The organism is Mangrovactinospora gilvigrisea (assembly GCF_001879105.1).
Classification (GTDB): Bacteria; Actinomycetota; Actinomycetes; order Streptomycetales; family Streptomycetaceae; genus Mangrovactinospora; species Mangrovactinospora gilvigrisea.
Window position 1 is genome coordinate 237,227 of the sequence record NZ_MLCF01000002.1, and the last position, 26,082, is coordinate 263,308.

General features: G+C 71.2%; 18 protein-coding genes and 1 pseudogene. 10 read left to right on the forward strand and 9 right to left on the reverse strand.

Annotation, left to right across the window (positions count from 1 at the left end; all coding sequences use genetic code 11):
• Positions 1-22: 22 nt before the first annotated feature.
• The gene (locus BIV57_RS01165; RefSeq protein WP_071654664.1) at positions 23-520 is read right to left on the reverse strand and encodes a hypothetical protein; all 498 of its coding nucleotides are present in this window, start codon (positions 518-520) and stop codon (positions 23-25) included.
• Between the two features lie 1,155 nt (positions 521-1,675).
• Positions 1,676-2,224: a transposase gene (locus BIV57_RS01170; protein ID WP_071654665.1), complete on the reverse strand. Its 549-nt coding sequence runs from the start codon at positions 2,222-2,224 to the stop codon at positions 1,676-1,678.
• Between the two features lie 440 nt (positions 2,225-2,664).
• Between BIV57_RS01170 and BIV57_RS25520 the strand changes: the two genes are divergently transcribed.
• Positions 2,665-2,901, forward strand: a complete 237-nt coding sequence (locus BIV57_RS25520; RefSeq protein WP_336444913.1) for a helix-turn-helix domain-containing protein — start codon at positions 2,665-2,667, stop codon at positions 2,899-2,901.
• A 96-nt stretch (positions 2,902-2,997) separates the two neighbouring features.
• Here the strand turns inward: BIV57_RS25520 and BIV57_RS25720 are convergent, their stop codons facing one another.
• A complete protein-coding gene (locus BIV57_RS25720; RefSeq protein ID WP_071654667.1) occupies positions 2,998-3,984 on the reverse strand; it encodes a helix-turn-helix domain-containing protein in 987 nt (328 codons plus the stop codon).
• Positions 3,985-4,429: 445 nt separating this feature from the next.
• The gene (locus BIV57_RS01185; RefSeq protein WP_071654668.1) at positions 4,430-5,101 is read right to left on the reverse strand and encodes a GAF domain-containing protein; all 672 of its coding nucleotides are present in this window, start codon (positions 5,099-5,101) and stop codon (positions 4,430-4,432) included.
• A 394-nt stretch (positions 5,102-5,495) separates the two neighbouring features.
• Here BIV57_RS01185 and BIV57_RS24795 point away from each other — a divergent pair, with 394 nt between their 5' ends.
• Entirely contained in the window at positions 5,496-5,651 is a 156-nt protein-coding gene (locus BIV57_RS24795; protein WP_175548624.1) for a hypothetical protein, read from the forward strand.
• Positions 5,652-5,695: 44 nt separating this feature from the next.
• Here the strand turns inward: BIV57_RS24795 and BIV57_RS23775 are convergent, their stop codons facing one another.
• Positions 5,696-6,184 carry a hypothetical protein gene (locus BIV57_RS23775; RefSeq protein WP_071654669.1) on the reverse strand — a complete coding sequence of 163 codons (489 nt, stop codon included), beginning with the start codon at positions 6,182-6,184 and terminating at the stop codon, positions 5,696-5,698.
• A gap of 885 nt (positions 6,185-7,069) precedes the next feature.
• Between BIV57_RS23775 and BIV57_RS01195 the strand changes: the two are divergent.
• Positions 7,070-7,864, forward strand: a pseudogene (locus BIV57_RS01195) (transposase family protein).
• 766 nt (positions 7,865-8,630) lie between these two features.
• Here BIV57_RS01195 and BIV57_RS01205 read toward each other — a convergent pair.
• Positions 8,631-12,350 (reverse strand): DUF7927 domain-containing protein, encoded by a 3,720-nt coding sequence (locus tag BIV57_RS01205; protein ID WP_071654671.1) that lies wholly within the window; start codon positions 12,348-12,350, stop codon positions 8,631-8,633.
• Positions 12,351-14,166: 1,816 nt separating this feature from the next.
• Positions 14,167-18,288, reverse strand: coding sequence for a hypothetical protein (locus BIV57_RS01210; RefSeq protein ID WP_071654672.1), 4,122 nt, complete (start codon positions 18,286-18,288; stop codon positions 14,167-14,169).
• A 284-nt stretch (positions 18,289-18,572) separates the two neighbouring features.
• Here BIV57_RS01210 and BIV57_RS01215 point away from each other — a divergent pair, with 284 nt between their 5' ends.
• Positions 18,573-19,544, forward strand: a complete 972-nt coding sequence (locus tag BIV57_RS01215) for a helix-turn-helix domain-containing protein (protein ID WP_071654673.1) — start codon at positions 18,573-18,575, stop codon at positions 19,542-19,544.
• Positions 19,545-19,576: 32 nt separating this feature from the next.
• On the opposite strand, the gene BIV57_RS01220 is transcribed toward BIV57_RS01215, so the two are convergent.
• Entirely contained in the window at positions 19,577-19,765 is a 189-nt protein-coding gene (locus tag BIV57_RS01220; protein ID WP_071654674.1) for a hypothetical protein, read from the reverse strand.
• Between the two features lie 381 nt (positions 19,766-20,146).
• Between BIV57_RS01220 and BIV57_RS24800 the strand changes: the two genes are divergently transcribed.
• From BIV57_RS24800 to BIV57_RS01245, 5 genes are all read left to right on the forward strand, one after another.
• Positions 20,147-21,097, forward strand: coding sequence for a hypothetical protein (locus tag BIV57_RS24800; RefSeq protein WP_107409392.1), 951 nt, complete (start codon positions 20,147-20,149; stop codon positions 21,095-21,097).
• Positions 21,098-21,106: 9 nt separating this feature from the next.
• Positions 21,107-21,247, forward strand: a complete 141-nt coding sequence (locus BIV57_RS24805) for a hypothetical protein (protein ID WP_175548625.1) — start codon at positions 21,107-21,109, stop codon at positions 21,245-21,247.
• Between the two features lie 383 nt (positions 21,248-21,630).
• Positions 21,631-22,920 (forward strand): hypothetical protein, encoded by a 1,290-nt coding sequence (locus BIV57_RS01235; RefSeq protein ID WP_071654676.1) that lies wholly within the window; start codon positions 21,631-21,633, stop codon positions 22,918-22,920.
• 162 nt (positions 22,921-23,082) lie between these two features.
• Complete coding sequence (locus BIV57_RS01240; RefSeq protein ID WP_071654677.1) at positions 23,083-23,511, forward strand: SHOCT domain-containing protein; 429 nt, start codon at positions 23,083-23,085, stop codon at positions 23,509-23,511.
• Between the two features lie 42 nt (positions 23,512-23,553).
• Positions 23,554-24,057, forward strand: coding sequence for a DUF6325 family protein (locus tag BIV57_RS01245; protein WP_071654678.1), 504 nt, complete (start codon positions 23,554-23,556; stop codon positions 24,055-24,057).
• Here BIV57_RS01245 and BIV57_RS01250 read toward each other — a convergent pair.
• A complete protein-coding gene (locus BIV57_RS01250) occupies positions 24,054-25,277 on the reverse strand; it encodes an RNA-guided endonuclease InsQ/TnpB family protein (protein WP_245797368.1) in 1,224 nt (407 codons plus the stop codon). The genes BIV57_RS01245 and BIV57_RS01250 overlap by 4 nt on opposite strands.
• A 508-nt stretch (positions 25,278-25,785) precedes the next feature.
• On the opposite strand from BIV57_RS01250, the gene BIV57_RS23310 reads away from it, so the two are divergent.
• Positions 25,786-25,944 carry an SHOCT domain-containing protein gene (locus BIV57_RS23310; RefSeq protein ID WP_079169915.1) on the forward strand — a complete coding sequence of 53 codons (159 nt, stop codon included), beginning with the start codon at positions 25,786-25,788 and terminating at the stop codon, positions 25,942-25,944.
• Positions 25,945-26,082 lie beyond the last annotated feature (138 nt).

Sequence of the window (26,082 nt, forward strand, 5' to 3'; positions counted from 1 at the left end):
CGCCCGTGAGCGCGTGGAGCGCCTAATGCGCAATGTGCAGGTTCAGGTCGAGGGCGAACAGCGCCACGGCCACGAAGACCGACGCCGCGGCACAGATCCAGAACGTGATCACCAGCCCCGTCGTGACCGGCCGCTTGCTCCAGTCCCAACCGTCGCGCGGCTGCTTGGTGGCCAGCAGGCGCTGGATGAACAGGCCACGGGAGACCACCAGCAGGCACAGGCCCCACACCCCCGCACTGTGGCCGCTGCTGTGGGACGAGAGGTTTCCCGCCGCGACGTTGAAGCAGACGATCAGGGCCAGCATCTGCCACTTCAGCGACGCCTTCCACCAGCCGCTGCGGGCCATCACGATCAGCGACCCGACGGTGGCGACGGCGGCAGGCGCCGAGCCTCCCATGCAGTGCGGCAGGGCGGTCACAGCGTCCAGCGCCGCACCGGCGCCCATCAGCCAGACGACCACCTTCGGGCTGAAGCTCTCGTGCTGCACCGTCGAGACGGGGCGAATCAGGTCGTTGCTCATAACGAGCGGCGACTCTACGCACGGCACCCGGGGCCCACGCAATTCTCGGGGCTCAGATGAGGCGCACCCCACTCACCGCCCGCCCTGAACCAGCCGTCCGGACGTCGGCCATTGTGGCGCGCCCCGATCCGGCGGCCGCCTGATCAGGGCTGCATCGGGCGGGCCAGGACGGCCCAGCCCAGGCACTGCCGCGCGAGCGATGCCCGCGGCCGGTGGCGCGGACGCCGGCAACCGCTTCCCCGACGCTTCGTCGTAGCCCTGCCCATCCGGGGTGCGCTTCCATGCCCGGTAGGGCCCGGACCCGGTGTACAGCGTGATCCCGGCCTCGATCGCGCCGTCGCCCCGGCCGGCCTTCAGCTGCGGATTGCGCGGGAGCGCCCCGCGCTGGTGCCGGGGACGCCGGAGTTCTCCTGCTGCTGCATCTGCTGCCGCCGCTGGGCCGTCATCGCGTTGATCTTCCGCTGAGCGGCGAGCCCAGACGCCGGGGAGTGCGAGCCTGCGTTCGATCTTCTCTGGGGTCAGCCGCGCGGACAGCTCCGGATCACGCAGCTGCGCGGCGACCTTCGCGGCTTCCGCGTCGCGCCGCCGCCGGGAGGGACCTCGCAGATCCATCCGCACTCACCTTCCCTGTCCGGCCCGGGATGCTCCGACGCCTCGTCAGGTGTGCAGCGTCGCGCAGGGCCTGCCGCTGGAGTGAACCCAGGCAGTGCGCGCCTGATTGCCGTTGGACTGCTGGTCGCCGAAGTCCGCCACGATCTGCAGCCGGCCCCCAGCGCCTCGATGCAGCGGCGCAGCGTGTCGACGTCGGACGAGGACAGCTGCCCGGTCTCGACGCGGGACCTCGGCCACCCGGCCAGCCCACCGCGCCCGCAAGCCGCCTGGCACAGGAACAGCCAATCCGGCGACAGCCCTTACCGAGGCGTGTTAATCCCTCCACGGCGGCGGAGTTACCACTCGGTGTCAACACCCGGCCTACCATCCGCAGCCCCTGCTTCCAGCCGAGACACCGCTTCTCCCCGTCCCCGACCATCCAACCACTGACACCACAACGAGACCTCATACCCCTGCCGGTGGGGTTGGTCAGGGTGGTGGTTCCCTGTCGGCATGGCCGCGGCCGCTGTTGTTCATCATCGAGGGGCCCCGCGGCCGCGGCGCTTACTCCTCGCGGCCCTCAGCGCCCCCGGGCACAGAGCCGTCCTGGTCGCCCGCTCCCCCGCCGGCCCGCATCGCCGCGGCTACGGCCATCGCCGCGGTCCACCCGACCACCCCGTCCACCGGCTCCTGGCGCGCCCGCTCCTGCAGACGCTGCCACAGGCCGGCCCGCGTCCACTCCTCAAAGCACTGCCGCGCGTCTGCAGCCGCAACACCGAGCGCCGGCGGCAGGTCCTGCCAGGAGGAGTCGGACAGCAGCGCGTAGGCGACCGCGTGAAACACCACCCGCTCCGCGCCGGTGGCGGGACCGCGGTCCCGCGGGGTGGGCGCCGGTGGTGTCAGCAGCGGTGCCGCCAGGTCCCACAGCAGACGCAGCCGGCGGCGCTCGCCCCGCAACCGCCAGGCCCCGTCGACATCCGCGGCCGTGTTGGCGATCGCCTGCCGCTGGCGCTCCGTCGTCCAGTAGGCGCGCACCGCATCCGAATGCCGGAACTCGGCCTCGGAGCCGGCCGGCAGTCCGCCCTCGGGGAGCTCTGCATCGCTGTTGGGCACGCCCACCTCCTGCCTCTTTGCACCGCTGGCTGATGCGTGTCAGGTTGCCCGGTCGCCGGTCCAGGTGCTGTTCCCTGCTGGTTGGGGCACGTCGGTGGCACGCGAGTGTCGCCGGTCCGCTGCCGGCGGAGCAGCTGTGCCAGTCGCGTTCGCCGGGTGGGGCAGAGCGTCGGTGACCGCGGTGTAGGGGGTGCCCGGGGGGACCAGCACGGTGTCGCCGGCGCCGGCGCGGTGGTCCTGGCCGTGGATCCCGGCCTGGAAGGCGCCGCGGTCCAGGAGGGTGGCGGCTGCTGGCCGGCCGCCATGCCCGGCTGCTGGCCCAGGTCGTCCTCGCTGTCTTCCCCAACACCCTCACCGCCCAGGAGCATCCATCCGACCGCACCGACGCCGCCCCGGGCACCTTGCGTCGCGCGATCGCGTTCATCGCCGCCGCCGCATGAGTGACCCCGCGGGCGGTGCAGTACGCCTTCCGCCGGCACCTGAACACCTCTCCACTGACCTACCTGCGGACCGTGCGGCTGGATCTGGCCCGCCGCCAACTCCTGGCCGCAGCCGCGGCATCGACCACGATCACCGAGGTGGCGGCCCGGTGGGGGTTCACCGCCTCCCACTTCGCCGCCCTCTACCGCCGCAGCTACGGCCACCCGCCCACCCTCGACCTGCACACCCAGCCCTGAACCGGCGGACGCCCTCAGCCTGGCCGGACCGGAGGCCGTCACCGCGGTCGTCCGCTGGCTGCACACCGCCGCCCACTGAGCAGCACCGGCGCCCGCTCAGTGTCCGTCGCGCAGCACCTGGCTGGGCAGGGTGCGGTAGGCGGCGCGGTGCTCGGCCGCCAGACGGCTGGGGCTGGCAAAGCCCCAGCGCAGCGCGATCTCGGTGACGGTGGTGGTCGCTGGGGTGCCGGCGTGCAGGTCGCGGTGGGCCGCCTCCAGCCGCACCCGCCGCAGGTAAGCGGTCGGGGTGGTGTCCAGGTGGCGGCGGAAGGCGTATTGCAGGGCGCGGGGCGAGGCGTGCGCGGCGGCGGCGATGTCCGCCAGTGCGATGTCACGGTGCGGGTTGGCGTCGATGAAGGCGATGGCGCGGCGCAGCACGGGCGGGGTGGCATCGGTGCGGTCGTACGGCGCCGCGCGGGCTTCGCCGCCCAGGGTGGTGGGAAAGGCGGTCAGTAGGGTGGAGGCGGCCAGCCGGGCCAGGTTGCCGATCAGAAGCGGGCCGAGCGCCTGTGGGGGCATGCGCAGCATGGTGGCAATGTAGGCGCTGGTGGTGCGCCACAGCATCGAAGCGTGCGCGTTGAGCGGGGTTGTCGAGGTGAAGTCCCAAGGGCGCTCGGTGTCTTCGGCCGGGCGGCCGGCTGCGGCGGCGATCAGGGCGGCGGGCAGGGACAGGGTGTGGACGGCCAGGTGCTGCGACAGGTGGCGTCGGGCCAGGCGGGGGCCGACGCCGATCAGGACGTCGCCGGCGCCGTGGCGGGAGGTGGCGTCGGCGATCCGGGTCTCCAGGACGCCGGCGCGGATGACGTTGACGGTGATGGTGTCGCTGGGGTCGATCACGCTCACCACCTGCGGGTCCACCAGGGCTTCGGCGACCTGGAGCGGGCCGGCGCGGTGCTGGGCCGGGGCCACGACCGGCCCGCCGCCCGGGGCCGGCGGGCTGGGAAGGCTCAGGCGGTGCCCGGTGGCGTAGGCGGTCTGCAAAAAGTGCGCGGCGGCATCGGGGTCGCAGGTGGAAAAGGCGGTCCAGTGCTCGGGGGGAGGCATGGCGGCACGCGGTTCCGGTTCGGCGGCGTGTGGGAGCGTGCGGCGGGGTCTGGAGCGCGACGCAGGCCTTGGGGGGTGGCCTCGTCCTCCAGGCTAGGGGCCGAACGGCAAGGACAAAGGGCCCGAAGGTCCCGGTCTGCGCCGGAGTGCGGGTCCTCCCCGCGTCCCGGTGAAGGAATGCTGTGGTGACCGGAGTTGGGGCGCGTCGGGCGACGGGCGGCCCAGGGCGGTGCAGCCGCCGGGGGCGCGGCTGCGTCTGGCTCGATGCGGCGCCGGTGGCGGCCGGGGCCGTCCACGGGCAACCGGGACGGAGGCGGCCGTCGCCCGTGGGCCGGGACTCGACCCGGTATCCGGGACTGCCCCGCAGGCCTGACCGTTGGCACCGTGGTGGCGGTGCCCCGAATGCGCGCGCGCCGGGGCGCCGGCAGGTTGAGGGCCGCCTGCGTCACCGCAGCTGCTCAAGGACCTTCTCGGCGCCGTCGATCAGGTCCTCACCGGAGGCAAAGACCCGGGCCAGTATCCGGTCGGCCGCATCCTGCAACGACACGCCCTCCGCGTGGGCGAGCGCGCCGGCCGCCTGGTGCACCACCGCCCGGTGCAGCACCGGAACCTCCAACGGACCCCGGGCGAGCAGCACGCCGACCTCTTCAGCGACCGCCTTCAGGGCCCGGATCGCCGCCCGCGAGGGCAGGTCCGGAACCTTTCGGTAGGCGGCCAGCACCCCCACCGGCGCGCCCGCCGCTTCCACGGGCAGCGCGATCAGCGCCCGCGGGCCCTGACCGGTGGCCGGGTCGGCCAGCAGCCGCGGCCAGCGCCGCTGCGGGGTATGGACCAGGTCCGCCACCAGCACCGGCCGATGGCTTATGGCCGCCTCGATCGTCGGCCCCTCCCCGGCCACGTACTGCGCATCCTCCAATGCCACTGCGCCATCATCGGGGCAGGTCCACCACACCAGCTCCGGACGAGTCCCTCCAGCCTGCAGGGAGAAGGCCAGCGCATCGGCCTCCAGCAGCGCGCACAGTCGGCCGTGGGGAAGACGGCCGAGACCGGCCAGACCGCCCGGACCCGTTCGCAGCCCAAACAGCAGACCTGCCAGGGAAGTTGCCGCCGCACGCATCGCTTCACCCCTTCTGCAAACGGTCCGGCGTGCACCACGTGGCCGATACCGCACCAGCGCGCACCTTCTAACCTCACGCGCAGGCCCGGTCCCCACGGTGAACCGCCGGCAGCGTCCACACCCCTCCGGCCGTCTGCTGTCCCGTCCGGCTCTACCCGCATTTCACCCGCAGTATGGGGGCTGTTGACGTGCCCGACCTACACCGTGAACGCATGACTGGTGCGTTTCCGTATCTAGCCGAAACCGTCTTGGAACTGGCCGACCCCGACCAGGAGGTGAAGGAGCACCTGCGCTGTGCCTGCCGCCACCTGGCCGCCCTCCTGGGCGCCCGCGCCGCCACCAGCCTGCTGCTCACTCATCCGCTCGCGCCGCCGGCCGCCGTCGGCACCGATGCATGGCCTGCCGAGCCCTCGCCGACACCTTCGGAACCACCACAGTCCGCGCGGGAATCGCGGTCGGAATGGCCGCGATCGCCGTCCTCGACTGCTTCATGGCCGACCTCCGGAAGATCGACGACCTCGAGGACACCATCGCGGCGCGCACCGGGTAACACCCAGAAGGGCGTGCGCCGGGCCAACCCGGTTCCGTGGGCTGTCAGGCCGAATCCAGCGCCTGCCACAGCTTGCGCTCCTCAGCCGGCAGCCGTCCGGCCGCCCGGCTGGCCTCGTGCGCCGCAGCGCGGCCGGCGAGCATGCGGTCGAGCAACACACCCTCGCTGTCGGTGGCCGGCACCTCATCTCCCAGGCTGCGCAGGTGGTTCGCGATCGCCGCCCACGAGTACAGACGGTAGCCCTCGGCATTGATCACCGGGGCCGGGAACGGCTGCTTCGAACGCCGCTCCCCCGCAGCCAGCTGCCGCAGGGACTGCTTGCTGCGCACCCCCATGGTCCGGCGGGCCGCCTCCGACAGCGACACGGTGTCTTCGATGATCAGCCCGGTCGCCCAGCGGGTCGGGATCAGATGGTGCAGCTGGACGGCGATCTGCACGGCCGCGTCCGTGAACGAGGACCCGGTGGTGTCGTCCACAGTGCACATCAGGTAGCCAGTGCCGTCGGGGGCGCTGACCACGCCGACACTGTCCATGGCGCCCGCCCACGATCAGCTCCTGCTCATCGGTGAGCGCGGTGTTCAGCCTCAGGTCGAACTCGTACACGGCGGCCCTCCCTCACGATGGCACCTCTGCTGTTGTCGTACGACAACCGCCCACCCGAGGGCGTAGTCACGCGACAACAGGACCGGTGTGGTGGTCACCATCCCCGGCCCGGGATTGTGTGTGCGAAGGCGGCGGGCCAGCCTGCGCGTCAACGGCCGTCCTGTGCAGCCTCGCGTGCGGACAGCAGGTCGCCGGCGGTTTCCCTCAGGTACTCAGCCAGGTCCAGCAGGCCGGCCAGGCCGGGCGTACTCGATGCTTGTCGCGGGATCGACACCGTCGGTCTTCAGCTGCTCTCACACCTGCTCGAGATAGTCCTGCAGCTCCTCCTGCGCGTTGCACTGCTCCCTCAGGGCACAAGGCGAAGGCGCTCGAGACCGCGGCGGCCGCACCCAATCCTGGTGGCCGCAGCATCCCAGGTCCGCGATCGCCTGCCAAGGGCACCATCGTGACCGGAGCGCCTCGTTCGCGTGGCCCGGCGTGACGTTTCCGCCGGCACCGGCGTTGGCCACAGCGGTAGTTCCCGATCGGCGCGGCCGCGGCCCGGTGTTGTGTGTGCATCCCGGGGCCGCGGCCGCGTCACCGGCGCCAAAGGCGCCGGCGACAGCGTCGGCCGGGAATCGGGCAGCCCCGGCCGGCGGCTCGTCGGGCTCCGTGCTCCTGGGGCCGTCGGCTCCCGCCGGCTGTCCGTCGGCGCGAGCGCCTCGGCCGCTGCCGGCGGCGGGCCGTCGTCAACCGACGCTCGCTGTCAGACGGTAACTTCTGGGCTGCCCTTTAAAACGTGTTGCACAAGGCTGTGATCAGGGCATATCGCGTGTATGCGTGGGGTGTTGAGGGCTGATTCGCTGTGGGTTGAGACGTTCACGGGACTGCGGATGGTGCAGTTCGAACGCTTGCTGAAGGTCGTGCGGGAGCGGGGCGGCGACGGGCCGCGGAGCGGCCGCCCGTGGTGCCTGCCGCTGGCCGAGCGGGTGCTGCTGGTGGCCGTCTACTACCGCACGAACCTGGCCATGCGGCAGCTCGCGCCGCTGTTCGGAGTGTCGCCGGCGACGGTGTGCCGGGTCATCCGCCGGCTGCGGCCCCTGCTCGCGCTCGAGCCGCGAGCGCGTGCCGTCGATGCCACGGACCGGCTGTGGATCGTGGACGGCACATGGGTCCCCGTCCGCGACCGCAGGATCGGTGCGTCGAGCCGCAACTACCGGTTCTCCGCGAACGTTGAAGGTCATCATCGACGCTGACACCCGGCTGGTGGTAGCTGCCGCCCGCCCGGCCCCGGGCAACAAGGCCGACGCCCACGTGTGGCGCGAGGGCGGCCTGCCGCGGCAGTGCCAGGGCGTCACCCTGCTCGGCGACGGCGCGTACATCAACACCGGCCAGCTCGTCCCGCACCGCAAACGGCCCGGCCCCTGCTGGCGGGCGAGGAGGCCGACAACGCCCAGCATCGCCGGGTCCGCGCGCGAGTCGAGCATGCGACCCGTCGGCTGAAGAACTACAAGATCCTCCGCGACTGCCGACAGCATGGCGACGGCCTGCACCACGCCGTCCAGGCCATCGCTCACCTGCACAACCTCGCCCACGCATCATGCCCAGAGAACTGCCCTCGCCCGCCCTGACCTGCCCTCATGCAGCCCTGCGCAACACGCTTTAGCCGTGACATCAACCGTGCTGTGGGAGAAGTCCAGGCGCAGGTCCCGGTAGGCGTGGCGCCCGGCGATGTGTTTGACCCACACTCCGGGGTAACGGATATGCCACAGGTGGTCCATGGACACTTTCTTCGCTGCGGTCCAGCCGTCCTGGTCCGCCAGTTTGGCGTAGGTGGCGTAGGCGTCCCGGACCGACTGCGTCGAGGAGATCGTCACAATGACGCTCTGCCCGACCCATTCCCGGCCCTGGAATCCGCCGCCCCGGAACCGTGCCGGGATGCTCAACCAGCCCCGTGCGCACCGCGCCTGAGGACAGCCGGGTGAAGACCGGGGACGACGCCAGCACGTGCACGTTCCGGTCGCCCGGATCGGGGTCGGGAGGCCGGGACGCAGGACGCCGCCAGGCCGCAGTGGCCGAGCAGCAGGGCCCTGCGGACTCGGTGCGCATCCATGACTGCCCGCTCGCACACCTTTTCCCCGTGCGACTCCGCGATATCGCCCCACACGCTGTTCCTCGAAAACGAACCCTGCCTCCCAAGGCGCCACGGCCCCTCCGAGGGCCCGCCAGGGGCCTCCCCCGCGGGCCGCGGGCAAAGCGCCGGTTCCCGGCCACAGACGGGACTCCCGGCGGCGCGGCCACGGCCGGCCACACCGGTGGCCGCGAACAGACGCCGCCCCCGCGCCTGGCGGGCGCGGGGGCGGCGGGGAGGAGGACCGGCGAGTTGCCGGCGTTGGGTCAGCGGCGTCGGCGAGCGACCGTGAACGCCAGCACGCCGAGGGCGAGCAGCAGCGCCGCGCCCATCGCCGTGTACCAGGTGGTCAGGCCGAGGCCGGTGTGCGCCAGCGGCCCGCTGGGCCGGGTCGGCTTGACCGGGGCGCCCGGGACGACGCCGTGGGTGGAGCAGTCCGGGTCGTGGGAGCCCGGGGCGCAGTTGGAGCCGCCCGAGCCGGTAACGGCGTTGTCCAGGTGGCCGTCGCCGTTGTCGGGGTTGTCCACCGTCACGGTGTAGGTGACCGTGGCCTGCTGGCCGGCGGCGAGGTTGCCCGTCCAGGTCAGCTTCGGCTGCCGGTAGGAAACGGTGCCGGCGGTGGCCGTCGCGTCCTGGTCGTAGTGCGCGTCGTCCAGGACCCGGCTGAGGTCGTCGGTGAAGGTGGCCCCCGGGTAGGCGGCCGTTCCCACGTTCGTGACGGTGACGGTGTAGGTGACCTTCTCGCCCGGCTTCGGGTGGGCGGTGGACGCCGTCTTGGTGATCTTGAGTTCGGCGACCTTGTCGTGGGTGCGGCACCCGGGGTCGGTGGCGGCGCGAAGCCGGGCGGCGGCCGGCGGGCAGTTGGAGCCGTCCGGCCCCACCACGGCGTTGGCCAGCTCGTGGTCGCCCTTGTCGGGGTTGTTGACGGTGATCGAGTAGGTGATCGTCACCGTCTGGCCGGCCTTGACGTCGCCGCGCCAGTTCAGCTTCGGTGCCGCGTAGGTGGCGCTGCCCGAGCTCGCCTTGGCGTCGCCGTTGTAGGCGGCGTCGTCCAGGTCGCCCGACAGGTCGTCGGAGACCTTGGCACCGGGGTAGTCGGCCGTGCCGGTGTTCTTGACCGTCACCGTGTAGTGGACGGTGTCGCCGGCCTTGACCGGGTCCTTGGCGTCCGAGGTCTTGTGGATGTGCAGGTCGGCGATGTCGTCGGAGGTGGAGCATTCCGGGTCGCTCGAGCGCGGGCCGCAGTCGGAGTTGGCCGGGCCGACGACGGTGTTGGCCAGCTGGTGGTCGCCGGTGTCGGGGTTGTCCACGGTGACGGAGTAGGTGATCGTCACCGTCTGCCCGGCCGGGACGGCGCCGTGCCAGCGCAGGTTGGGCTCGGCGTAGGCGACGGTGCCGGAGCTCGCGGTGGCGTCGCCGTTGTAGGCGGCGTCGTCCAGCTCCTTGCTGAGGTCGTCGGTGATGAAGGCGTTCGGGTAGTCGGTGCTGCCGGTGTTGGCCACCGTCACCGTGTAGGTGATGGTGTCGCCCGGCTTCACGGGCGCCTTGGCGTCCGAGGACTTGGTCACCGTCAGGTCGGCCACCGGGTCGTCGGTGGAGCAGGACGGGTCGCTCGAGGCGGTCTCGCAGTTGGAGCCGCCGGGGACGACGACCGTGTTGTCCAGCTTGGTGTCACCGGTGTCGGGCTTGTTCACCCGCACCGAGAAGGTGACGATCACCGTGCCGCCGGCGGGCACGTCGCCCTTCCAGGACAGCGTCGGCTCGGCGTAGGACACCGTCCCCGAGGAGGCCTTGGCGTCGTTGTCGTAGCGCGCGTCGTCCAGGAGGTTCGACAGATCATCGCTCATCGAGGCGTTCGGGTAGTCGGCCTTGCCGACGTTCTCGATGGTGACGGTGTAGGTCACCTTGGAGCCCGGGCGCACCGGGTTGCGGCGCGCGGTGGAGCTCTTGGTCACCTTCGGCTCGGCGACCTTGTCGTCGGTGGAGCAGGAGGCGTCGGTGGATCCCTTGGCGCAGTTGGAGTCCTCCGGCCCCACGGCGGTGTTGGCGAGCTCGTGGTCGCCCTTGTCGGGGTTGTCCACGGTGATCGAGTAGGTGATCGTCACCGTGCTCCCGGCGGGGACATCGCCGCTCCAGGACACGGTCGGGCGCGCGTAGGAGGCGGTTCCGGAGCTCGCGGTGGCGTCGTTGTTGTAGGTCGCGTCGTCCAGGTCCCGGGTCAGGTCGTCGGAGACGGCGGCGCCGGTGTAGTCCGTCGGCCCGGGGTTGTGGACCTTGACCGTGTACTGGATGGTGTCGCCGGCCTTCACCGGGTTCTTGGCGTCCGAGGTCTTGGAGATCTTCAGCGAGCGGACGTTCTCGTCCGTGGTGCACTCCGGCTCGTTGCCGGTGGTGCAGTTGGAGTAGGAGTTGCCGGTGACGTGGTTGTCCAGCTTGCCGTCGCCGGTGTCCGGGTCGTCGACCTTCACCGAGTAGGTGATGGTCGCCGAATTGCCCGCCGCCAGGGTCCCCTTCCAGCTGAGCGTGGGTGAGCTGTAGCTGACGCTTCCGGAGCTGGCTTTGGCGTCGTTGTCGTAGGCGGCGTCGTCCAGCACCTGGGACAGGTCGTCGGATGCGGTCGCGTCCACCGGGACGGTGCCGGTGTTGTCCACCTTGACGGTGTACTTCACCGTGTCGCCGGGCTTGACGTTGCTGCCGGAGGCCGGGGATGCGGTCTTGGTGATCGTGTACTTGGGCGTGTCGAACTCGACGTCGGCGCAGTCGGTCCAGATCACGCCGACCAGGTTCGAGCCGCTGTCCGGGCAGTTGGTGTAGGTGCCGGCGGTGTCCGAGGTGACCTTCACGCTCAGCGTGCAGGAGCTCTGGCCGGCCTCCAGGTCGCCCTTGAGGTCCACCGACGATCCGCCGGCGCTCGCGTCGACCTGGCCGTTGGTGCAGGTGGTCGAGGTACCCGCGGGGTCGGCGACCTTCAGTCCGGTGGGCAGGTCGTCGGTGAATGACCAGCCCTTCTTGGCCAGCAGGTCGGTGGTGTTGGTGACGGTGAACGTCAGCGTGGAGGTACCCCCGACCGGCGCGGGCGAGGGGTCGAAGGACTTGGTGACCGTCGGGGTCACGTCCAGGACCTTGATGTCGTCGAAGGCGCCGTCGTTGCCCGAGGAGGTGGCGGCGGCGTTCTCCATCTTCAGGCCGAAGGAGCTGCCCTTGTACAGCTGCGGCTGATTGGCCGCCACATTCGCGACCTTGATGGTGGCCTGGGCGTCGGGGTAGCTGTACTCCTTGGCGTTCGGAGCCGTGCACGCATCGGACGGCGTGCTGTTCAGCGGGTATTCCGTGCCCCCGTCGGTGAGGAAGAAATTCAGCTTCGGGTCCACGTACGTGGAGGAGTAGCAGACGCCGCCGTTCATCACCGACGCGGTCAAAAACCGGTTCGTCGAGGCCAGCGGGATCGGCTGCTTGGTCTCGAACTGCACATCGGTCGGCTTGTAGCTGGTGCCGTTCAGCGTCCAGCCGGCGACCTCGTGGTTGTCCTTCGCCGCTTCGGGCGTTTCGCCGTTGTACTCGCCGAACGCGCGGCCGATGTCGCCGAGGGTGTCCCACGGGGTCTGGGAGCCGCACTCGGCCGGGTAGGGGCCGCGGTTGTTGTAGCTCATGACCGCGCCGTTGCAGTCGGTCAGATAGTTGGGGTCGGCCGTGTAGGTCTCGCCGGAGGCCCCAGTGTAGGTGTCCAAGCGGATCGGCCCCGGCTGCGGGTTGTTCTCGAAGTTCTCGTCGTAGACCACGGTGGGGTCCTTCGGCGCGGGCGCCGCCCGTCCCGAGCGCTGCCCGTGGGAGGCGTGCCGGCCGGCCGCTGCGGGCGCTGCCGTTGTGGCGGCCCGGGGCGCGGCTGCGCGGATGCCCGTCTCCGCGGCGTGGCCGCGGACGGCGCCGGAGGCCATCGCCGCCGTGGGTGCGAGGCCCGTTGCGCCCAGCGCCCCGGTCAGGGCCACTGCCGCGACCGGTCTCCACCAGTTTTTCCCCCGTACGGCGTGCCGTTTCAGCTGGGACATCGGGCGCCTTTCCTCGTGGGCAACACGTCATGGCGTCCGATGAGCCTTCATGAGGATTGACTGGCATTGTCGCTGACGCGCCGTCATCACTATTGCGTTAGCCCTATTGGCGCCGCGATCACGGATTTCACGCTCCGGTGACTCGCCCGAGGCATGTGGGCATGGCCCTCGTGCGGCGTGCACCACGCGTACCGGGCTGCGACGCGCGATCGGCCCGAGGTCTGCCGACGCGGCCGCCCGCACCACGAAAGCTGGCATGTCGAGGTGCGCCACGCCGGCGGACGCAGGAAGCGGATGTCAAGGCTGCACATTGCCTGCGCACTGGTGTCGCGGAGCGCGCACCGATGCCGTGGCGATCAGTCGGGCGGCCTCAGCCAGTCCTCGGCGCGTCCTGCGGCGTGCGGCACGCCTTCCGGGGCGCGGACCCTCGTTCGAGTGGTAGCTGCGGGCCGTGGGGAGGTCAGCATGCGGGCAGATGTGCGGCGGCCGACTCTTGCCGGGCCGCGCTGTCCAGGTGGCAGACCACCGCGGCCTGGAGCATCGCCAATACCAGTGGCCCCCGGGAGGCTCCGATCCGGCCCAGGCGGGCCTGCGCCGAGGCGGCCCTGCAAGGCGCGCCGACGGGCCCGCCGGGCCGGGCATCCGGGCCCCGAGTTGTTGATCACTGCGCAACCGTAGGGCCTCGGCAGCTGCTCTGCACAGATCCCGATCGGACCCCGCTGGGAGCCTGCGGTCCGGCTGTGGCGCCTCGGGCGCCCGCGGCCTGCGGTACGCGGGGAGACCGCTGCGCTGCTCGTCCGCGCCGGGCAGTGCGTTCCCTTGGTGAGAAGCCGCCGGGGGTGTACGTGCGCTCGAGGAAGGCCCGTTTGGGCCCGCACCAGCGAATCCGAGAGATCCTGCCGCGGCCGGGCACGGCGTTGATACGGTCGGCGGCGCCCTCCAGCCGCTGGCTGCCGGGATCCTCAGCGCCGCTGTTGCGGCTGGTGCTGGCGGAGGTGACGCGTGGCGACATTGTGCTTGGCCGTCAGGTCAGCGGCGCACGGTCCGCAGGGCCCCTGCGGCAGACCGGGCCGATCGCAGGGGCCTCAAGGCATCCACCGTTCCGGCGAGCAACGGCGAACACCCCGCGTCGGGCGGCCGAACCTGGACGACACGGCCACCCGGCAGGTGAGCGACAGACGAGACCAGCCCGCACACCCGATGGCCGATGTTGGCCCAAAGCCGCTCAGTGAGACAGCACCGCTGTGCGCGTGTCGCCCGACCTCCACCCGTTTGGTGCATCGGCGCGCCGTATGTGATGGGTGGTCGGGATTGCTGGGAGCCGGGTCCCGCAGGAACCGCTTCACCAGCCGGGCCTTCACAGTGGACGGCGGCTGCTGCGCATCCTCGAGGCGGAGCGGCGACTGGGCGGCGACTGTTCAGGAGCAAGGGGAGGCCGCGGCGCCTTGCCGTCCAACGGCAGGGCCGCGTCAATCAGTTGGGAACGAATCGAAGCAGTTCCTTCGGACGAGAGTCCGGCGAGGTCGGCGCCCGACGTCACTGCGGTACACGTGCACAGAAACCGGTGACGAGGGCTCAGCACGAGCGCAACTGGGTGTTTCTGCGGTCTCGAGGTATCCCTGTCGGCCGGTGCCCGGCCTGTGCACCAGGCACGGTCTGGACAGCAGGGGTTGGCGGGCAGTCGTCGGTTGTGCGGTCTTCCTGGTGCAGTGGCGGGCCGAGGTCCGGGGCCCGCCACTGCACCGCTCGCTGCCGTCTACTTCTCGGCGAGCGCCTTGTCGATCCCGGGGAGCGGCGAGCCCAGGCCGGTGACCGTGTCGTAGCCGGTGCCGGCCGTGCACTCGGTTCCGCAGGCGCCGTTGGAGCCCGAGGTGACGTCGCTCAGCGCCGTGCCGAGCCCGTAGACGGCCCTGTGCAGGGTGTCGCCGTTCGGACCGGCCACCGCCAGCGGCTGCTTGCCGTCCGCAGTGCGCAGCTGGTCGGTGCTCGCCAGGATGCCTGCCCAGATCGGGGAGGACAGGCTGGTGCCGCCCACCTGGAGCCACTGGGCCTGGCCGGCGGCGCTGGTGTAGACGGCGACGCCGGTGTTGGGGTCGGCGTCGAAGCTGACATCCGGTGTGGCGCGGTAGGCGGACGGCTGGGTGCCGTCCTGGTAGGCCGGGCGCTTGGCGAAGTAGCTCAGGCCGCCGCCGGTCGAGGCCCAGGCGGTCTCACCGGTGGTGTTGCCGTCGGCGTCCAGCTGCAGACGGGTGCCGCCGACCGCCAGCGTGAAGGGGTTGGTGCTGGAGTAGTTGGCCGGGTAGCCGGCATCGCCGGTGGACTGGGTGCACACCGAGCCGGTGATCTTGCAGTGGCCGTCGTAGAAGGACTCCTCGGAGAACTCCGACATGCCCCAGCTGTTATTGACCGCCGCCGGCTTGTAGGTGGCTGCCTTGTCGACGGCCTGGTACAGGCCCTGCGCGGTGGAGTCCTTGCCCTCCACCAGGATGATCTTCGCCTTGGGTGCGGCCGCGTGCGACCACTCGATGTCCAGGGCGGCCTCCTCGTTCCAGTTGGCGTCGGCGGCGGGCTTGGTGCCGTCCGCGTACACCTGCTGGAAGTCGAAGCAGTCGGTGCCCGACGGGACGCTGTCGCAGGTCTGCGGCAGGTTGAAGTGGGCGGCGAAGTGGTTCAAGTCCGCACGTGCGTTGGGGTAGTCGTAGGCGATGGAGATCGCCACCGTCTGTCCGGAGCCGTCGCCGGTGAGCCCGAGGCGCTTGCGGATCTGCTGGGGGCTGTAGCCGGGGGTCGTCTCGTCGGCGTTGCTGGTGCCCGGCCGGACGACCACGGTCTTGTTGATGTGCATCGAGGTGACGCCATGGCCCACCGGCAGCGTCCGGACCGCGATCGGGTCGCTGCCAGAGGTGGCACCGGTCTCGGCCGCGGCCTGGGACTGCTTGGATGCCTTTGCGGTCGTCGCCGGAGCGGTGTCGCTGGCCTGGAGGACGGCGACGCCGTGCCGGTAGTGGTCGATGGAGCTGGAGTTCGCGGCGTAGCCGCCGACGTTCTGGCTGAGGTTGTAGGCCGCCCAGTCGCGCTGCACCGCGATCAGGTCGGTGGCGCCGGTGGAGCCCAGGTCGAGCGGGTGCACCTCGGAGCCGTCCTGCGCGAAGGTCTGGCCGTTGCTGGAGTTGATGGTGGGCCAGTTGTTGGGCAGCGGGGTGTTGTAGCGCAGGATGCCACCCGCTCCGGCGGCGAGGACCTCCTTGCCCCCGGCGGTCTTGGCGAACGTCCCCTGGTAGAGGCCGGCCAGGGTGTGCACGTTGTACTGTGCGCTGCCGTCGGCGGGATACACCGACAGTTCGGCGGTGTGCATCTCGACCAGGCCGACGGTGGGCGAGGAGGTGAAGCCGGTGAAGGTGGCCGAACCCACGGAGTCGTCGGAGCGGACGACCGTGCCGGTGGCCCCGTTAACGATCTGCACCTGCTGCTTGGCGGCGGCCGGCTTGTCGCCGCCAAAGGCGAAGGCCACGCCGTGGCCGCCGGCCCCGGGGATGTCGGGGCTGGCGTAGACGCCGGCCTGCTGCTCGATCCAGGCGGCGCTGTCCCCGGTCGGCTTCTCGCTCCACAGCTGGTGGCCGTCGGAGGCGTCGAGCGCGACGGCGGTGGGGGCCGGGTCGCTGGTTCCGGTGCCGGCCTGGGTGCGGAAGCCGCCGTACTCCAGGTAGATCCGGCCGTCGGCGGTGGCGGGCACCGCGTAGGCGACCTTCTTGCCGTCGGTGCCGGCCGGCCGGTAGGACCAGGTCTTCTTGCCGTCGGCGGTGTAGGCGCCGAGAGCGTCGCCGGAGGCCAGGACGTGCCCGCCGGCCACGGCGACGCCGGCCTGGAAGGTGCCGGTGTCCACGTCCGCGTCGAGGGAGCCGCCGCGCTTTTCCAGCACGGCGAAGCCGGTGGAGGTGGCGGCGACGATCCGCTCGGAGGTGCGGCCCTTGCTGTCGACCACGTCCGCGAGCTTCAGCTGGCGCACCGCTGCGCTGACCGGGCGGTCCCACAGGATGTCCGGGTGCGTCTGGCCCAGGCTGCGGCCGTTGACGGCGAACACGCCGTGGCTCTGCCCGCCGAGCACCAGGTCCTTGACGCCGTCGCCGTTGAGGTCGACGGAGATGGCCGCGTAGACGTCGCCGAGCAGCGGCTGCGCGGTGGCGGTGCCCTTGGCCGGGTCGAGCTGGTAGGCGGTGTCGTCGTAGCCGACCGTCAGCAGGCCGTTTCGATAGGGCGTGATCTGGTCGCCGACGACCGCGCCGTCCTTGTGCCAGACCTGGGCGCCGCCGTCGGCGGCGTAGGCGAGCAGCTGGGCGTGCTCGGGCGCCTCGGGGTTGGTGCGGGATTCCGGCGCCGGGTCGGCCACGGCGGCGTAGACGTTACCGCCGTCCGCGGTCAGCGACAGGGTCGGGGCGTTGGGGCCGCCGAGGGAGGAGGCGGTGGTGTGCGACCACAGGGTCCTGCCGTGCGCGTCCCAGCCGGAGACGGTGGACTGGCCGTCGCTGAGGTCGGCGTTGATGCCCAGCTCGGCCACGGCGTACTGCGCCTGGCCGTGCTTGGCGCCCGCATTGACCTCGAACGCCTCGGGAATGGTGCCGCTTCGGGTCGCGAGCACCGAGCGCGTGCCGGTGCCCGGGTCGATCGAGCTCAGGTCCCAGCGCACCGCGTCATAGGGGTCGTTCTGCTCCACGACCAGCAGGTGCTTGCCGTCGGGGCTCTGACGGACCATCCGGGGATAGCCCGGTGTCTTGGTGTCGGTGACGGTCTTGCCGGTCGCGGTGTCGATGACCACGGCGTGGCCGGCCGGGGGCCGCGGGTTGCCCAGCCCCATCGGGGTGTCGGACCAGCCGGCGGCGATCCGGTTCTTGCCGGCCGGCTCGACGTCCGACCACAGCGCCCAGGGTGCCTGGGTGGAGTAGGTCCAGGCCGTCTTGCCGGACAGTGTGCTTCCGGTGCGGCGGAAGGAGTAGGCGAGCAGCGAGCTGCGGCTGTCGCCCTGCTCCTTGACGGGGTTGGTGTCCCAGTTGGGGCCGGTGGTGTCGGCGACGATCAGCTGGCCGTGCTGGGTGGTCAGCGAGCCGACGGTGCCGGGCAGCAGCGTGTGCCACAGCATGGTGCCGGTCCTGCCGTCCAGGATCGATATGAACGTGCCGGAGTGCAGGTCGGAGCCGGGCGTGGTGAAGGGCCGCGGCGGGTTGTCGCCGACGTCGTAGGCGACGGCGATGTCGGCGGTGCCGTCGCCGTTGAAGTCGGCCTGCGCGAAGGGGTGCTGTCCGACGCTGCTGGGCTGGTACGGGTTGTAGCCCTGGTAGAGGACCGGGGCGTACTCCTCGTCCTGGTAGGAGTTGGTCGGCTTGACCTGCCAGTCGGCGAACAGCGAGTGGCTGTCGCGCTGCCACACCGGCTTGCCATCGGCGCCGTAGCGGGCGACGGTGCCGCCGCTGAAGATCGCGGCCCAGTCCTTGGTGCCGCCGAGGGCCAGGGTGTTGGCGGCGCCGCGCGGCGTCTCCCAACTGCTCTTGACCGTGAAGCCCGTGGAGGTGGAGGCGCTCGGGGCTGCGCCCGTCGCTGCGGCGGTGGACTTGGCTCCGGAGCCGGCCGCGGCGGCGTCGCGGGTGGAGACGGCGGCCGAGGTGCTGTGCCGGGCCGCGGCGACAAGTCCGGGGGTGCCGTCCGCGCGCGGGGTGTACTTGCCGCTCAGCTTCTTGAGCGCCGAGGGGGTCAGCCGGACCGCGTGGCCCGAACCGGCGTCCTGGGCGGTGGCGGCGTGGGCCGCGGGCACGGACAGCGCCGCGGCCGCCAGAGCGGCGACGGTGGCCGCTGCGGCCGTGCGTATGCCCGGAGGTCTGAATCTCATGAGGGAGAGGTGCTCCTCGTTCGTAGGGGGATGAACGCACCCTCTCAGGGCGACAGTTGCCCGGGGAATCAATGCTTCCGGCCGATTCCGGCCCGCGTCCGGAACCGGCCGCAGGCCCCGGCGAGGTGCCGCTCCTGCTCGCCGCCGCGGCGCAATCCCCTCTGCCGCAGGCGACTTGGGCCGGCTCCGGACGCGCCGATCCGGCGCGGCCGCGCGACGCGGGCTCCGTGTGGGCGATCGGCCCGCGGTTATCGTCGATCCCGGTCACACGCATGAGGAGCGCTATGTGGGAGCGGGTCGGGCTCGACGACACCGAAGAACGCGTCTACCGGGCGATGACGCGCCGCCGTGCGCGAACGCCCGAGGACTACGCCGCCGAACTCGGAGTGCCGGCCGCGGACGTGGCGGCCGCCCTCGACCAACTGTCCACGGCGGGTCTGGCGGTGCCGGACGGCGACGGCACCTTTGCCGCCATCGATCCCCGGGTCGGCCTCGGGGCATTGATCCGCCACCACCGCTTCGAGCTCGACCGCCTCCAAAACACCCTCGACCGCCTGGCCGACGACTACCGCGACAGCCGGCTGAGCGAGGCCCCGGGCCAACGCCTGGAGGTGATCCACAGCGCGGAAGCCATCGCCCTGCGCGTCGCGGATCTGCTCACCGGTACCGAGCACGAGCTGCTGACCCTGGTGGCTCCCCCCTTCCTCGATCCGCAGGACGACAGCCTGGAACCGATGGTGCGCTTGCTCCAGCGCCGTGTGACCTGCCGGGCCGTGCATACGGTCCACCTGCTGTCCACGCCGGCCGGCCTGGCGCAGGCGAGGCGGCTGACCGACGCGGGCGAGCAGATTCGTGTGCTTCCGTCAGTGCCGGTGAAGCTGATCGTCTCGGATAGGCGGCGTGCCCTCATGCCGTTGGCGCCGCAGACGGCCCGGTCGACCGAGTCGGCGCTGGTCATCGGCGACGCGGCACTGCTCGATGCGTTGGTCGCCCTCTTCGAGGCGCTCTGGGAGCGCGGCGCACCGTTCAGCGACGATCCGCGGCACGACGGTGACAGAGCGGCGGCCGCGTCCCAGGGTCCGGATCCCCAGCTGCTGTCGCTGCTGGCTCTCGGGCTCCGGGACGAGGCGGTCGCCCGCCATCTCGGCATCAGCGAACGCTCCGTGCGCCGCAGGACCGCGGCGCTGATGGGCGAGCTGGGGGCCGCCAGCCGCTTCCAGGCCGGCCTCGCGGCAGGCCGCCTCGGCTGGCTGTAGGCCACCGGCGCCCTCGGCGCCGCTTCTCAGTGCTATCGGTCGGCGAACGCGCCGACCGTGAGGACGGTACTGCAGACGTTGAAGACGCCGCCCGGTGCGCCGTTCGGCTTCACGACGTTCACCGTGGTGCCGGCGTCCTTCGGCAGCGCGCCCTTGACGCGGGTTGACACGTCGCGAGCTGAGGCTGAGGAGGTGCCCTCGGAGTTGACGTCGCTGTACATGGTCCGCAATCGCGCCGTCGGCCGGGACCTCGACGCCGTCCGAGGCCTCGGTGGAGATGCCCCCCCGAGACCGGACTCGCCTTGCCCTGGTCGTCGCTGGCCGTCACGGCCATTGGGCGAACGATGGTGCAGGTGGCGCCAAACCTGTCGGTGATCCTGAGCGACCTGCGCTGCCCTTCGGGTGATGCCGGGTCAAGTCGCGGGAGCAACCGCGGAGGCGGACCGGCTTCATACACTACTGATATAGATATGACGCATGACCAGCTGATTTTGCGTGCCGCGACGGCTGCCGCGCTGGTGGCAGCACCCGCCGTGGTGCTCGTCGGGACGGTGGCATCGCCCACACCGGCAGCGGCGGCAGCACCCGCTCGGGTCGGTGCTGTGCGTGCGGTTGACGGCCAGTACGCCAAGGGCACCCTCGCGGTCCTCACCATCTCCAAGGTCGACCCACTCGGCATGGCCGCCTTCAACGGGATCTACGGCACCACCGAGTCCACCACCGTGCCTTCCTCCGACGCCGGCGAATTCTCCGATCCCTCGGGCGTCACCAAGCACCTGGAGATCACCGACAAGGACCTCGCCTCCGACGACCAGGAGGCCGAGGCCTCCGCGCGTGCGGACATCACCGGCGCGACGCTCCGGGTCGGCGACGACACCACGATGGTGAAGATCGCCCCCAACCCGGCCGTGGGTGTCGGCGGGCTGCACACCTACGCCCGCTGCACCCCAAAGCCCTACCTCGAGACCGCCCAGGGCTACGCCCGCACCGACGGCGCCGACGTGGAGGTGCTCGGACAGAACGTCGGGCTCGGCACCACGACCCTCAACGTCACGGGGGCGGACCTCGGCAGACCCGGCACCGTCGGGGACAGCACGGTCACCGTCACCTACAAGGCCATTGAGGAGCCCGCGTCCAATGGCGCCACCGTGACCGGCGCCGACACCGCCCACGCGGCGATCGATATCTCCGCGAGCGGCGTGATCAACGACCCGTCCGGCAAGCAGCTCTACAGCGGGCCACTGGTGCACATGCGGCTCGGCGATGTGGAGGCGCACTGCCGAGAGGCACAGCCCACGCCGACCCCGACACCGACCCCCACCCCCACGCCGACGCCGACGCCGACGCCGACGCCGACGCCGACGACACCTACCCCCGCGCCGATGCCCAGTCGCTCCGAGGTGACGCCCACGTCACCGTCGTCCCACACCCCCGCGCCCGGCGGCAGCCTCGCCCGGACCGGCGCGGCGGTCGGGTGGACGGCGGCCGTGGCATCGGGCTTCCTGGGGGCGGGACTCGTCGCACTGCTGGCCGCACGCCGACGCCGCCGCTGAACCAGAGCCTTGGTCCTCAAGCCAGCGGCCGAGCGCTTGGACCGGGTCGCGGGCAAGGCCGACTTCGACTTCGACTTCGACTTCGACTTCGACTTCGACTTCGACTTCGACTTCGACTTCGACGGCGCGGGATACCCGCTCATCCGCTGATCAGGTATCCCGCGCCCATCCCGTCGTGCCGGGCAGCCCGGGTGGAGAATCCGGGGCACGGCACACCCGGCCGGCGCCGAACTGGGATGCGGACCCGACTCTTGCACATCTGCTCCCGCTACCGACGCCTCCAGGTGCGGCCGCCTCCGGTCGACGGCCGGGAGAGGCCACAGCCGGTGCGCTGCGACTTGGATCCACCGGGGCGCAATCCGGAGTCGGTCCGGTATCGCACCGAATGGTAGCGGTGTCGCCCGAACGGACCGGGCTGCCTGGTGGATGCATGGTGCACCGTTTTGACTGTTCGTCAGGTGTGAGAGTGGCGCGCGGCGGTGCACGACTGCTCTGACGCGCGATTTCCACGAGAACCGCGATCGGAGCATGTCATGACGGATTCTCAGGCCGCCGAGATCGCGCGGCTGCGCGCCCGGGTGGCCGAGCTGTCCCGGCCGCGCCGGCGCTGGCGCTCGGTGCTGGTCGCGGTGCTGATGGTGCTGGTCTTCGTGCTCACCCCGCTGGCCGTGGTCGCCTCCTGGAGCTCGGCCTTCATCGGCGACACCGACCGCTTCGTGGCCACCATGGGCCCGCTCGCCGCCGACTCCGACGTCCAGGCGGCCGTCTCGGCGCGGGCGGCGAGCGCCGTCACCGACCGACTGGACGTCAACTCCCTGCTGCAGCAGGTGGCGCCGGCCGACCGGCCGCGGCTGGAGACCGCCCTGGGGCGGCTTAAGGGCCCGATCAACAGCGCGGTCCACAGCTTCGTCCAGAAGCAGACCGCGGCGGTCGTGGCCAGCTCCTGGTTCCAGACCTTCTGGCGGGACGCCAACCGGCGCGCGCACGCCGCGCTGGACAAGGCGCTCACCGGCTCCGGCGGCGGGGCGGTGCAGCTGGCGAACAACCAGGTCGTCATCGACGTCGGCCCGGTGATCGACCAGGTCAAGCAGCGGCTGGTCTCCTCCGGGATGACGATCGCCGACAAGATCCCCACCCCGCACACCCAGATCGCGGTCGCCGACGGCAAGAGCCTGGAGAAGGCCCGCACCTACAACCGCATCCTGCAGATCCTCGGCACCTGGCTGGCCGTGATCGTGCTGGTGCTGGCCGCGGTCGCCGTCTGGCTCTCCCGGCGCCGGCGGCGGACCGCGGTCACCGCCGCGATCCTGATCGCCGCGGGCGCGCTGCTGCTCGGTCTGGGGCTGCTCATCGGCCGCTCCCTCTACCTCGACAAGCTCCCGGCCGGCGTCTCCTCGGCCGCCGCGGGCGCCGTCTACGACCAGCTGGTGCACTTCCTGCGCACCGCGGTCCGCACGGTGGCGGTGCTCTTCGCGGCGGTGGCGCTGGGCACCTGGATCAGCGGGCCCGGCAGGCGGGCCGGACAGGCGCGCGGGCTGTGGTCGTCCGGCATCGACGCCACCCGCGCCGCGGCCGGGAACATGGGGATGAAGCTGGGCCCGGTGGGCGGCTTCGTGCACCGCTTCAAGCGCTGGCTGATGTGGATCGTCCCGGCCGGCGGCGCGCTGGTGCTGGTGCTGTGGCCCTACCCGACGGGCTGGGTGGTGGTCGGCATCGTCCTGGTGGTGCTCTTCCTCCTCACCGTCGTGGAGTTCCTCGACGACCGCCCCCGCCCCGCGGCGCGGGCCGACGGCGCGACGCCGGCACCCGACGCAGCGTCATAAGCCCGGCCGCACCGGCCGCGCCAGTCGCCGCCGCGATCTCAAGGCACGCCCAGCGAGGTCCGAAGGATGAGCCGACGGAGTGTCAGCCAAGTGGCATTAGTGCGATTTGTCTGTTTGGATCGGGCGAAGCCCTCCGTCCGGAGGGTGCTCAAGGAGGATCCGATGTCGAACTATCCGCTCCTCAACATCTTCTGGACCATGGCCGAGCTCTTCATCTGGATCCTGTGGCTCTTCCTGCTGATCCGGATCATCTCCGACATCTTCCGCAGCGAGGACCTCGGCGGCTGGGGCAAGGCCGGCTGGACGGTGCTCGTCATCCTGCTGCCCTTCATCGGCGTACTGGCCTACCTGATCGCCCGCGGCCGCACCATGCACGAGCGGGACGTCAAGCAGCAGCAGAAGATGGACGACGCCTTCAAGAAGTACGTCCGCGACGCGGCCGCCTCCCCCGACGCCGACGGCTCGACCTCCGGCTCCGGTTCCGGCTCCGGCTCGCACGCCGACGAGCTCTCCCGCCTCGCCGAGCTGCGCTCCTCCGGGGCGCTCACCGAGGAGGAGTTCCAGAAGGCCAAGGACAAGATCCTCGCCTGACCCGGCCCCACACCGCGATCCGGCATGGCTGCGGGAGACCCGATGGACCCGGTCCAGTTCCTTGTCCTCGCCTTTCCCGGCAAACGGCCCACCCGCCAGGCCATGGCGGAGGTGACGGCACTTCAGTTCGGCGGGCGGGTCATCGATACGCTCCTGGTCAGCAAGGACCTGTACGGCGAGATCCACACCGTCGAGGCGGTGGACCTTCCCGACCTCCACGAGGTCGCTTACGGCCCGGACATCGTCCACCTGATCGGCCCCGACGACGCCAAGGAGTGCGCCGCCCTGCTGGAGCCCGGGCAGTGCGCACTGCTGGCGCTGATCGAGCACCGCTGGTCCGCACGAATGGTGCGGGCAGTCCAGGAGGACCACGCACGGCTGGCTGCCTCGACGTGTATCCCCGTGGAGCATGTGGAACAGGCGCGTACCGCGCTCGTAGCCGCGCAACATGCTTCTGACAGGCTGTTTCATCGGCCCGAGCGCCCCATCGCACGCAGTGCGATCGTCCGGCCCACAGGTGCACCGGTCAACTTGACCCGGTCCTAAAGGACCGGGCTTGGAGGTAGCGCCCGACCGGCTGCCGGGTGGGCTCCTCCGTCCAGACACCCCGACGGGGTGGCAGGGACGCGTGACTCACGCCCCGCGTTCCACACAGCCTCGCCCTTGTGGGCGATGTTGCGGGAAGCAATCCGGTCGGCGTGGGCAACGACCCCGCACCCCTGGCAGATGAAGGTTGCTTGGTCGATACGGTTGCGCGTGTCGAGGTGGCCGCACTCGGCACAGGTCTGCGAGGTGTAGGCGGGATCGACCAAGACCAGGGGCACGCCTACCCGCCGGGCCTTGTAGACGATGAAGCCTCCGAGCTGGGCAAAGGCCCAGGAATGGAGCGCGACCCGTTGGGGCCTGCGGAGCCGTACCCTCTGCCGGATCCCCTTGAGGTCTTCCAGGGAGATCCCGCACGAGGTGCGTTCAGCCTCGGTCACGATCGTCTTGGCGATGACGTGGTTGGTGTTCGTGGCGTGCCGCTGCTCGCGGCCGGAGCGCTGTTTCAACCGGCGCTTCGCGCTCTTGGTGCGCTTCTTCTGGAGCTTGGCCCGCAGCGCCTGCTGACGCTTGCGGTAGCGGTTGAGACCGCGCCCGGCGGCCCGGAAGCCGGTGGACGTGGTCGCGATGTTGACGATGCCCAGATCCACGCCGACGAAGGCGTCCGGCTCGTACGTGGCGGCCTCGGGAACCTCGCAGGTGGCCACCAGGTAGAAGACGCCGTCCCGCTCGATCAGGTCGCTCTCGCCCTTCCGGTACTGCCGGAGCGTGGTGAGCGCGCCGGCGGAGCAGGCGAACCGGACGTTCTTCAACCGCCCGGCAGTGGTCCAGATCGAAACGGTCCGCGCGTCGTAGTTCCAGCTCAAACACCGGTCGTCGTACGGCTGCGCGGCCCGGGGTCGGAAGGCGATCGGCTTGGACTCGACCTTGGTCCGGCGCCTGCTGCCGGGCTTGCCGTAGGTGCCGGCCCGGATGTTGGCGTGCAGCGTGGTGTAGGCGTCGCGCACCTTCTTGATCACGTGCTGCGCGGCCTGCGCCCCGAGCCCCGCGGCCTTCAGATGGGCGTAGGTGTGCTTGCGCAGCTCGTACTCGCGCGGCACACCGTGGGCGAACGCCACCGTCGAGACCCAGCACGCCAGCTGGTTGACCGTGCGCAGGGTCGCCGACAACGCGGCGGCCTGGTCGGCCTCCGGTATCAGCTTCACCTGCGTCACCAGCTTCATGCCGTCAAGCTAGCGGCCGGCACCGACAACCGATCCAGCCAGGGAAGCCGCGCACGTCACAGCAGTCCAAGCATGCAACGTCTTCACCGTGGTTGATGCCCTGCCTGCCCACTTGGTCCCCACGCCCAACTACCGGCGCCGATCGGCTCCCTCGCAGGGCGTCTCGGCCCGCAGACTCGGCCAGGGGTTCCCCAGCCACATCCGCGGGTGCCGGTCGGGCGAACCATTCTGGCCCCCTCCTACTTCGCCGCCTCATGCGGAGTCGCACCGCTCGCCGTGGTGAACGAGTACATCGAAAACCAGAAACGCCCCGGCTGAGGTCGACAGTACCGATCCGTGCGCCCGTACAGGTCAGAGCAGTCTTGAGAAGCGATTCCTCCCGGGCGTGAACGCCCGGGGTTCCTCGCTAGATCCTGCTGAATCGCGGCATGCTGAGGAACAAGACTTCGTCCGCCTCACCGCTGCAGCGGATGCCGACCAGCGCGAGCAGTGCCCGGGTCCGCCTGCCGTGCAGGATCAGCCACCGGTTCGCCCGGCAGCCGTTCCGCCGGCGCCGGGTTCCGCGTCGGGCGTCGCCGAACGGCTCACCCGGCTGGGCGAGATGTTGGACCGGGGCCTGCTGACGCCCGAGGAGTTCGGCACCGCGAAGGCCGCGCTGCTGCGTTGACCCCTGCCCGATCCATCGGTGGGTTCCCTGCCTTGGCACATGGTGAGCTTCCGAGCCGTCTCCTGGCTACATGAAGTGCCGCATCATCGGTGCCCCGCCAGTAGCCATCGGCGAGTGACCAGCGCGGGTGCGCGAGTC

What these genes read in the sequence shown, in the direction of transcription:
- BIV57_RS23775 (WP_071654669.1), bottom strand. Translation starts at nt 6,184, where the DNA reads ATGGACAGTGTCGGCGTGGTCAGCGCCCCCGACGGCACTGGCTACCTG.
- BIV57_RS01220 (WP_071654674.1), bottom strand. Translation starts at nt 19,765, where the DNA reads ATGTACAGCGACGTCAACTCCGAGGGCACCTCCTCAGCCTCAGCTCGC.
- BIV57_RS01165 (WP_071654664.1), bottom strand. Translation starts at nt 520, where the DNA reads ATGAGCAACGACCTGATTCGCCCCGTCTCGACGGTGCAGCACGAGAGC.
- BIV57_RS01210 (WP_071654672.1), bottom strand. Translation starts at nt 18,288, where the DNA reads ATGAGATTCAGACCTCCGGGCATACGCACGGCCGCAGCGGCCACCGTC.
- BIV57_RS01250 (WP_245797368.1), bottom strand. Translation starts at nt 25,277, where the DNA reads ATGAAGCTGGTGACGCAGGTGAAGCTGATACCGGAGGCCGACCAGGCC.
- BIV57_RS24795 (WP_175548624.1), top strand. Translation starts at nt 5,496, where the DNA reads ATGGCCTGCCGAGCCCTCGCCGACACCTTCGGAACCACCACAGTCCGC.
- BIV57_RS01185 (WP_071654668.1), bottom strand. Translation starts at nt 5,101, where the DNA reads ATGCGTGCGGCGGCAACTTCCCTGGCAGGTCTGCTGTTTGGGCTGCGA.
- BIV57_RS01240 (WP_071654677.1), top strand. Translation starts at nt 23,083, where the DNA reads ATGTCGAACTATCCGCTCCTCAACATCTTCTGGACCATGGCCGAGCTC.
- BIV57_RS25720 (WP_071654667.1), bottom strand. Translation starts at nt 3,984, where the DNA reads ATGCCTCCCCCCGAGCACTGGACCGCCTTTTCCACCTGCGACCCCGAT.
- BIV57_RS01235 (WP_071654676.1), top strand. Translation starts at nt 21,631, where the DNA reads ATGACGGATTCTCAGGCCGCCGAGATCGCGCGGCTGCGCGCCCGGGTG.
- BIV57_RS01215 (WP_071654673.1), top strand. Translation starts at nt 18,573, where the DNA reads ATGTGGGAGCGGGTCGGGCTCGACGACACCGAAGAACGCGTCTACCGG.
- BIV57_RS01245 (WP_071654678.1), top strand. Translation starts at nt 23,554, where the DNA reads ATGGACCCGGTCCAGTTCCTTGTCCTCGCCTTTCCCGGCAAACGGCCC.